At 71.2% G+C, this 8,294-nt stretch carries 11 protein-coding genes and 2 pseudogenes; 5 read left to right on the forward strand and 8 right to left on the reverse strand.

All coding sequences use genetic code 11. The features are described 5' to 3' along the window. Positions 1-301 precede the first annotated feature (301 nt). The 3 genes from ACZ6ZR_RS04235 (at position 302) to ACZ6ZR_RS04245 (ending at position 2,959) form a co-directional block, all read left to right on the forward strand. Positions 302-649, forward strand: a complete 348-nt coding sequence (locus ACZ6ZR_RS04235; RefSeq protein WP_465639167.1) for an STAS domain-containing protein — start codon at positions 302-304, stop codon at positions 647-649. Positions 650-728: 79 nt separating this feature from the next. After that, positions 729-1,109, forward strand: a complete 381-nt coding sequence (locus ACZ6ZR_RS04240) for an ArsR/SmtB family transcription factor (protein WP_465639169.1) — start codon at positions 729-731, stop codon at positions 1,107-1,109. Between the two features lie 791 nt (positions 1,110-1,900). Then, complete coding sequence (locus tag ACZ6ZR_RS04245) at positions 1,901-2,959, forward strand: 1-phosphofructokinase family hexose kinase (RefSeq protein ID WP_465639171.1); 1,059 nt, start codon at positions 1,901-1,903, stop codon at positions 2,957-2,959. Between the two features lie 49 nt (positions 2,960-3,008). Here the strand turns inward: ACZ6ZR_RS04245 and ACZ6ZR_RS04250 are convergent, their stop codons facing one another. The 7 genes and pseudogenes from ACZ6ZR_RS04250 to ACZ6ZR_RS04280 form a co-directional block, all read right to left on the reverse strand. Then, complete coding sequence (locus tag ACZ6ZR_RS04250; protein ID WP_465639172.1) at positions 3,009-3,374, reverse strand: DUF6343 family protein; 366 nt, start codon at positions 3,372-3,374, stop codon at positions 3,009-3,011. 79 nt (positions 3,375-3,453) lie between these two features. Next, positions 3,454-4,344: a slipin family protein gene (locus tag ACZ6ZR_RS04255; RefSeq protein WP_465639174.1), complete on the reverse strand. Its 891-nt coding sequence runs from the start codon at positions 4,342-4,344 to the stop codon at positions 3,454-3,456. Between the two features lie 339 nt (positions 4,345-4,683). Further along, complete coding sequence (locus ACZ6ZR_RS04260) at positions 4,684-4,920, reverse strand: hypothetical protein (protein WP_465639175.1); 237 nt, start codon at positions 4,918-4,920, stop codon at positions 4,684-4,686. A gap of 31 nt (positions 4,921-4,951) precedes the next feature. Then, positions 4,952-5,122, reverse strand: a complete 171-nt coding sequence (locus ACZ6ZR_RS04265) for a sigma 54 modulation/S30EA ribosomal C-terminal domain-containing protein (protein WP_465639208.1) — start codon at positions 5,120-5,122, stop codon at positions 4,952-4,954. A gap of 24 nt (positions 5,123-5,146) precedes the next feature. Further along, positions 5,147-5,281: a sigma 54 modulation/S30EA ribosomal C-terminal domain-containing protein gene (locus ACZ6ZR_RS04270; RefSeq protein ID WP_465639176.1), complete on the reverse strand. Its 135-nt coding sequence runs from the start codon at positions 5,279-5,281 to the stop codon at positions 5,147-5,149. Positions 5,282-5,357: 76 nt separating this feature from the next. Continuing rightward, complete coding sequence (locus ACZ6ZR_RS04275) at positions 5,358-5,717, reverse strand: SpoIIE family protein phosphatase (RefSeq protein ID WP_465639177.1); 360 nt, start codon at positions 5,715-5,717, stop codon at positions 5,358-5,360. 31 nt (positions 5,718-5,748) lie between these two features. After that, positions 5,749-5,940: pseudogene (locus tag ACZ6ZR_RS04280) on the reverse strand (IS3 family transposase); the annotation flags it as partial. A gap of 23 nt (positions 5,941-5,963) precedes the next feature. On the opposite strand from ACZ6ZR_RS04280, the pseudogene ACZ6ZR_RS04285 reads away from it, so the two are divergent. Next, positions 5,964-6,263, forward strand: a pseudogene (locus ACZ6ZR_RS04285) (flavoprotein); the annotation flags it as partial. 691 nt (positions 6,264-6,954) lie between these two features. Here the strand turns inward: ACZ6ZR_RS04285 and ACZ6ZR_RS04290 are convergent. Then, a complete protein-coding gene (locus tag ACZ6ZR_RS04290; RefSeq protein ID WP_465639179.1) occupies positions 6,955-7,692 on the reverse strand; it encodes a peptidyl-tRNA hydrolase in 738 nt (245 codons plus the stop codon). A gap of 38 nt (positions 7,693-7,730) precedes the next feature. Between ACZ6ZR_RS04290 and ACZ6ZR_RS04295 the strand changes: the two genes are divergently transcribed. Continuing rightward, positions 7,731-8,294, forward strand: a 564-nt coding sequence (locus ACZ6ZR_RS04295; RefSeq protein WP_465639181.1) for a hypothetical protein, incomplete at its 3' end; no start/stop codon positions are given.

Here is an 8,294-nt window from a genome sequence, read left to right on the forward strand (position 1 = left end):
CGGCGTCGGTTCCCAGGTGGCCCGCTCCCGTGGCAGACGCTTCCGGCAGCCCGCCACATTGCAGACCTTAGCAGTTGCTAACATTGGCAACCACGAGGAAGGGGATCGGGATGTACGACCCACCGCAGTGCTGCGCCCGGGTGCCGCTTGTTCCGCTCCTGGCCGCGGGCGACTTGTGGCGCCCGGCGGCCGGCCGGCGGCGCCCGTGCCCGCACTGTGGGCACGTCCCGCCCTCCCCGGTGGGTGGCCGGGACCTCGTGAACGCTCACCGCCGCCTCCGGCGTGCGGCCAGGAGGCGGCGGTGAGCATCCGATGGGACCTCGAACACAGCGACGGCATCACCCTGCTGCACCTGTCCGGCTTCCTCGGCCAGGACGCGATGCACCGCTTCACCGGAGCCCTGGACTGGACCCGCGCGCGCAGCACCGGGCCAATCGTCATCGACCTGTCCGCTCTCGCGGGCTTGGGCGCCGAGGGCGAGGCGGCGATCGTCAACGCCGCCGGCCGCCTCGGCCCCGACCACGGCCCACTGGCGGTCTGCGGCCTCGGACAGCGCATCGCGCCCCTGCTCGCCACCGCCCACGGCCTGGGCCTGCTACGCATCTACTTTGACAGCGCCACCGCCCGCACCGCTCTCACCTCGGACTGAGCACGACGTTTCGCCCAATTGCTAAAGTCTCGAACAATGAAGTCCGATCCAGCCAGCACCCGACGGGGGCGGTGAACCCTTGAACGCCGACACCCCGCGACAGCCCTCCGTCGTCACGGTGCCGCTCTACCAGCACAAGGCCGAGTTCTTCAAGACCCTCGGCCACCCGGTCCGCATCCGCGTCCTGGAGCTGCTGAGCGAACGCGAGTACGCCGTCGCCGACATGCTCCCCGAGGTCGGCGTCGAAGCCGCCCACCTCTCCCAGCAGCTCGCCATCCTCCGCCGCACCGGAGTCGTCACCTCCCGCCGTGACGGCGCCAGCGTCCTCTACCGGCTCGCCAGCCCCGAAGTCGCCGACCTCCTCAAGGTCGCCCGCTCCATCCTCAGCACCCTGCTGGCCAACCGCGCCGAACTCCTCGACGACCTCCGCCCCGACACCGGCCCTGCGTCTTCGAACTGACCCCCAACCGCCACGGAGCAGGGCCGGTGTCGGGGTGGGCCGACAGGAGTCCGCAGTCAGGCACTGCACAGAACTCATGCCGAGATCGAACTCAGTGCACTCTCATTTCACATCGCGAGCCCGAGAGTGCCCGAAGCGGGTCGGCCGGCCGGCGTTTCCGCAGGTCAGATGGGGTCCTACAGGTCGTAGTACTGATCGAACATGCCTCTGACCTGCGAAAATAGGGGCCGCGCAGAAGATCGTTTCACAACCAGTGCACACGCGGCGGCCTCAACGGATGAGATGTGTTGAGAAGTGCCGAGCGATGGCGAGCACGGTACGGGCAGTCGCACCCGGTCGCTACGCAGCGGCACCGGCCGTGAAGGTGCGGCGAGGGTGTCCAGGTCCCGGTGGCTCGGCGCGTCGGCCTCCGCCGCGTTCTCGCGAAGGGTCGGGATGTGCGTCTGGGACCAGCGCATGGCCAGCAGCTTTCGTTCGATGGGCGACGGGTCTGCCGGGGGGCGTCTCCAGGGGCTCTTCGGCAGGAGACGGATTGGTGCGTCCCGAAGGTTGGTAGGCGGCTGTCTGTGACTCCGGTGGACCGGAACCGGTAGGCCGAGCGCGGGCCCGGCCCCCTTCGACGGTGCTCCCGATCGCGTCTCCTGCGCTCGCGCCGCACGATGGAAGGAGCGGCGGAGTGAGGAGATCGAGATGGCCGGCGAACCGCTCCGTCACCCTGGGTGCGGGTGGTCTTCATGCCCGGACCTTCCCTTGAAGTCGCGCATCTCTCGGGAGGGCCCGGGAGGGCAGCCATGGACGATCGGGATCACGACAGGCGTGTCACGGCGATGAACGGCCCTGACGTTTCCGGTCCGCCTGCGGCAGGTGGGGGCGGGAGGAGTCCGCTGCCCGGGACGGTGCCGCCGATCCTCACCCTGACGGTGAACCCCACCGTCGACATCTGCTGCGAGGTCGACCGCTTGGTGGACGTCGGCAAGACCCGCGCCCGGGTGAGGTTCGTGGCCGCCGGCGGCGGAGGGATCAACGTTGCCCGGAACGTGTCGCGGCTCGGAGGGCGGGCGACCGCCGTCCACACCGCCGGCCGAGAGGTCGGCCGACGTCTGAACCGGCTGCTGGACGAGGAGGGGCTTGACCACCTTGCCCTGGGGATCGCGGGCGAGACCCGCGAAGCGTTCGTGCTGTTCGAGACCGCGTCACACCGCAGCTATCACATCGTGCCTCAGGGCCCGCGACTGGAGGACTCGGAGGGAGGGCTTCTCCTGGACGTGCTGGGCCGGACGATCGGCAGCCGCCAGTATGTCGTGGCGAGCGGTAGCCTGCCCGACGGCCTGCCCGACGCCTTCTACGCGCATGTCGCCCGCCGGGTCAGCGAAGCCGGGGCCAGGCTGGTGCTGGACACCTCGGGGCGGGCCCTGCGCGAGTCGCTGCACGAGGGCGTCTTCCTGAGGAGGTGCAACAATCACGAGGCCGCGAGCCTCGCCGGCCGGGCGGTCCGGACCTTCGACGACGCCCGTGCCGTCAACGAGTCTCTACTGGCCGCAGGAGCGACTGAGATCGCGGTCACCACCCTCGGTGAACTCGGCGCGCTCTGTTCGACCGGGCGTGGTCACACCGAGTTGCGAGCCCCGTCGCTGCCCGGGGAGGCGCTCAGCGACGCCGGGGCCGGAGATGCCATGGTGGCTGCCCTCACCCTTCGGCTGGCTGCGGGCGACGATCCGGTCGAGGCCTGTGCCCTCGCTGTGGCGGTGGCCGCCGCATCGGTGCTCACCCCCGACACGGAACCGTTCGATCGAGAGGTGGCCGAGTCGCTCCACCCCGCGGTGCGGATCAGACGGCAGGCCGGTTCATGACCGACCTTCCCCGGCCGGTCGGCTCGGTTTCACTCTCACGGACGCGCCGTCAGCGGCGCCAACGCCGTTGCTCCGCCATCCGCCGCCGGATGACGACCAAGTCGATCACGGCGACGACGGTGCTCACGGCGCAGAGTACGGCGAGTCCCGTGTAGAACGCACGGTCGGCGCTCGGTGCGCGGAGTGCGTTGGTCGCAAGCAGGGTGAAGACGATGGTCCCGAGCAGGAACAACGGGGCGAAGATCCGTCCGAGCAGTCGCCGGGCCGACAGGTCGCTGCGCGCCCAGCGCGGCTCGGTGCCGACGTGCCGCCACCGCCGCGCGGCGGCACGCGCGCGACGGTCGGCCGTTGCGGCTCTCCATCGGTCGACGAGGCGGTGCGGCCTGTGGTGCGGTATGTGGAACGGCTGTGTCATCTTCGGGAGGGCCTTCCGTGCGGTGCTCCGCCCCTGCCGACGAATGCGGTGTGCCTTCGCCGGCAGGGGACGGTGACGTCTACGCGGTCCCAGGTGCCCCGTTCGGTGCCGGTACGTCAACGGTGCCGGGCGTAGGAAGGCGGACCGGCTTGGTGAGGAGCGGGGTGTCCAGGGGCGGCTGCGGTGCGGGGGCGGCTGCGGCGGTGGCCTCGCGGGCGAGGAACGCGCCGAGTTCGCCGATGGTGCTCATCAGGGGTGCGGGGAAGACCACGGTGCTGTTCTTGTCGACGGCAATCTCCACCAAGCTCTGCAGGTTGCGAAGTTGGAGGGCGAGCGGGTGGGCCATCATCGTGTCGGAGGCTTCGCCGAGTGCGGCTGCGGCCAGCGCCTCGCCCTGTGCGCTGATGATCTTTGCGCGCTTCTCCCGCTCGGCTTCGGCCTGCTTGGCCATCGCCCGCTTCATGGTGTCCGGCAGTTGGATGTCCTTCAGCTCGACCAGGGTGACGTCCACGCCCCATTCGGTCGTGGTGACGTCCAGGATCTGGCGGATGTCCAGGTTGATGCGGTCCGTCTCGGAGAGGGTCTCGTCCAGGGTGTGCTGGCCGACGACCTTGCGCAGGGTCGTCTGGGCGATCTGGTTGATCGCGGAGCCCACGTTCTCGATGGCGATGACCGACTTGACTGCGTCCACGACGCGGAAGTAGGCGACGGCGGAGACGTCGACGCTGACGTTGTCGCGGGTGATGATGCCCTGGGACTGGATCGGCATGGTGACGATCCGCAGCGAGATGTGGTGCATGACGTCGGCGAACGGGATGATCAGGCGCAGGCCCGGGTCGCGCGCTCCGGTGATCCGGCCGAACCGGAAGACGACGCCCTTCTCGTACTGGCGGACGATACGGATCGACATCGCGAGCCCGATCAGGACCAGGACGGCGAGCACCACCAGGACTGCGATCACAGCGGTCATTTCGGCTCCCTTCGATGGCGGACCCGCATCAACAGGCAGGTCCGGGAGAGCGTCGCCGCGAGCGGAGCGACCGGGAGGCGCGCGGGACCGGTCTGTGGTCCTACTACGAGCCTGCTCCGCCTCCGCGACAGGGGACAGGGCCGAACGGGCCTGTTCCCACGGAGAACGGCCCACCGGGGTGCAGGACCTCCTGTACGACGGTCACCGCGTGCTGGCCCCTCCGAACTCAGGCAGGGGCGCCCGGGGAACGGAGGAGGGCTGCGAGGGCGCGTCCGGGTCCGGTCGTGCGTAGAGCGGGCCGAGGAAGGTCAGGTCCATGGCCGTCGGTCCCGCAGGTGGTCAGAGGCCTTGGGCGAGCAGAAGCTCGTGGGCCAGCCGGGCGGCGCCACCTGACCGGTCGGGGTCGGGCTCCCGGCCGGGGATGTCCTCCAGACCCTTGAGAAGGGCGCGCATCGCCTGGCCGAGGGGCTGGACCCGGGCTTCGAGCAGTTCCACGCGTTCGGCCGTGCTTTCGAGGTCGCGGCCCGGAGGGCGGAAGGCTGCCGCAGGTGTGCCTGCGGCGATCGGGTCGGTCATGATCGGCTGCCTCTCTGAAGTGGTCCGTGGGCTACTCGGCCGGGGTGATGAGGCTGTAGTGCCCGTCGTAGCGGTGGTAGAGGACGTTGCCGCGTCCGGTGGCGTCGTCGACGAAGAACACGAACAGCTGTCCGCTGGTGTCCATCCGGCGTTTTGCGTCGGCCACGTTCATCCGGGGTGTGGGAGCCGAACTGGTGGTCAGCCGGACGGCGGTCGTGCCGACCTGTCAGGGGCGGGGGCGGGGGCGGGGGCGGGGGCGGGGGCGGGCCCGGGCGAGCCGGTAGCCCGTCGGTGCGGCTCGGTAGAGGACGCTGTCCTCTCCGGTGGCGAGGTCGGTGAAGAGGTGGAAGTCGTAGTCCATCGCGTCCCGTCGTAGGCGGGGCGCTCGGCCGCCGGGGCCCGCGACGGCCGTCGCGGGCAGGCTCCGGCCGCGCCCCTCAGCCGGCTCGGGAGGTGCCTGCCGGGCCGGCCTCGGCCGGGTGCGGATCGGACGGGGTGCGTAGGGCGAGGAGCGCGAGGTCGTCACGGCCGTCGCCGAGGTGGGCGTCGGCCAGCGTGCGGCACAGCTGGTCCAGGGGCTGGTCCGCGTGGGCGGCGGCGATCCGGGCGAGCGCGGCGAGGCCGACGTCGAGCGGACGGCCGGGGTGTTCGACGAGTCCGTCGGTGAACATCAGCAGGGTCGCGTTGCCGGGCAGGGGGTGCTTGTGGTCGGGGCGGGGCACGTCGGTGTCCACGCCGAGCGGCAGGCCGGGGTCGGCGTGCAGGTAGTGGGCGGTGCCGTCGGGCCCGATCAGCAACGGTGGCGGGTGTCCGGCGGTGCTCCAGTCAGGAGTACGCGTCCAGGACGAACGCCACGTAGATCAAGCCCGACCAGGTGCGGACGTAGGTCAGGTCGGCCAGCCAGAGCTGGTTCGGGCGCTCGGCGGCGAACCTACGGTTGACCAGGTCGGGTGGGCGCGGCGCGGCCGGCTCCGGGACGGTGGTGCGGCGGCGCTGTCCGCGGATCACGTCCTCGATGCCGACCCCGATGACCTGATGGCGGTGGCAGACAGTCGGCTGGGCGCCGTCTGACCTTCGCCGGATACGAGCAGGTCCGCTCAGTGGCTGCCCTCGCCGGCGACCACGAGGCCGCCACCCGCGTCGAACTCACCCTCCCCGAACCCGGCGTGTGCGGCGGTGCCGACCTCTGCGACCGGCTCGCCGCCGCCCAGGAGCAGGACGGCGGCTGCTGCAGAGCCCCCGTTGCACCTCAGCTCATCACCCTCGGCGTTCCTTCGGCTGGCGGTTCCTGCTCGTCCGACGCGGCTGCTGACCGTTGGGGAAGCCATCCAGCGGGGTCGTGACCGAGTTGCTCGTCCGGTCGCGGCCCCGCGCCGCGTTGTCCGCTTCTGTGCCCTGGCCCAGACCACCGGCTGGTAAGCGCTCTCTACTACGTCTCCTCCATGTGGCTGTCCTCCGTTGCCCGGTCGACTGGGCGCTTCCACCCAGGCGGCCACTGCGGGGCTCTCGGCGTCCGCCTGGCCGGAATCCCGATCAGCCGCCTGCTGGACCGGCGTAGCCCGGAGACGGCGATGGCTGCGGGCTCCACTGCTTGGCGAGCACGGGAGACACCTCGCCCTAGAGGGTGCAGTGCAGGTAAGAGATCGAACCCGTTGGGTCAGGAGCCCGGAGTGATGGCTACTGAGAGTAGCGAGATGGCGTACTGCCCAGTGCTGGCAAGGGCAGGAAGGCGTCATCGCGAGTTCGATCTACCCCTGCTCATTTCACACCCATTTCACATCGCGAGCCCCAGAGGTACTGCAGCCGACCACTCTTCAAGCGTTTCCGCAGGTCAGAGGGAGTCCTATAGGTCGTAGTACAGCTCGAACTCATGCGGGTGCGAGCGGAGGCCGTCCGGGCCCAGGTCGCCGCCCTGGCCGGCGTCGCGGTGCAGGAGATCGCCCTCACCGATGACACCCAGCCCCTACAGAGAACGACCGCCGGGGACGCGCACACCGACCTGCCACGTTGCCGTATTGGGGGCCGGGTGGCTCATCACGAACGCCGAAGGCGCGGGGTGGGGCAGTAGCGCGTGCCGCCTTCGAGTGCAACCGTCAGCCCGGGGGCGATCTCGGTGAAGCCGGCGTCGCGGACCACCGGGAGGTGACCGTCCGTCAGTCCGGCCCAGCGCTCCTTCGGCGCCGTCCTGACGGCCAGCGGGAAGCCGGCCTCGGCCCACTCCTTGCGCTGGGCGTCGTCCAGCCGCCACCAGGCGAGCTGGGCGGCGTGGCCGGTCTGGGCCATGGTCTTGCCGGCGCTCATCTCCAGCTCCGGGTTGAGCCAGAGCACCGGCACCCCGTCCGGGGCCGGGCCCGGCTCCTCCGGGTCCTCCAGGTCGGTGCCGGAGACCTGGAGCTTGGCCAGCTCCTTGGGCCAGCCGTCCAGCGGGATCGGCGGGTAGACCCGCACCTCGGCCTGACGCCCCGTCACGGTGATCCCCGGCAGCTCGTTCGCCTTGCGCCACTCACCGCCCCGGGCCCGCCGCACCACCTTCCGGATCCGCGCGTCCTCCCAGGCCGCGACCCGCTCGGCCCACTCCCCCTCCGGCCCGGTCACCCGCTCGTCCGCCAGCAGCGTCAGCACCGCCCGCGCCGAGGTCTCCAGCGCGTCCGTACGGGCCGGCGGCTCGGCCTTCTCCAGCCGGACCACCAGGGGCAGCACGTACTGCGGCTGGGCGTCCCGGGGGTCCTCGGCGGCGGGCGAACTGGGCGCGGTGAAAGGAGAGCTGGTCACCCGTCGAGCTTAGATCGTCGGGATGGCACCATGCTCCCGTGCTGAAGATCCCCGCTCACGAGAACGAACCGCTGGCCCCCGGCGAGGACCTGCTCCGCCTGCCCGGCTTCTGGGCCGCCCACCTGCTACTGCTCGCCGAGAGCGAGGAGCTGGGGCCGGAACCGGGGCTCTTCGGCGCCGACGAGGCGGACGCCGACGAGGCCTTCGCCAGGCTCACCGCCCCGACCGACTGGCCGGTCATCCGGATGCCACTCACCGGCGGCCACCGGGCGCTGGTCGTCTACCGCAACTTCCCCGAGGACGAGGGGATCGACGTCCACCTCGACCACCCCGGCTGGGACCACCCCGTCACGCTCGCCCGGCTCGACGGCCACTACGCCGGCCCCGGCCTCGCCTGGCGCGAACTGGCCCACCTGGCCCGGCACCCCGGCGAGGGCGAGGGCGTCACCGACCCGCACGCCCGCCTGCTGCTCCTGCTGCCCGTGCTCGGCGACGCCGACCTGCCCCCGGACGCCGTCGCGACCGTCGCCGAGGCCCTCACCGCCATCGGCGCCCCGGGCGGGACCCTCGACGAGTTGGCGGAGTCGTTGCTCGACCACCCC

The sequence above is a fragment of the Kitasatospora sp. NPDC088742 genome (genome assembly GCF_055584905.1).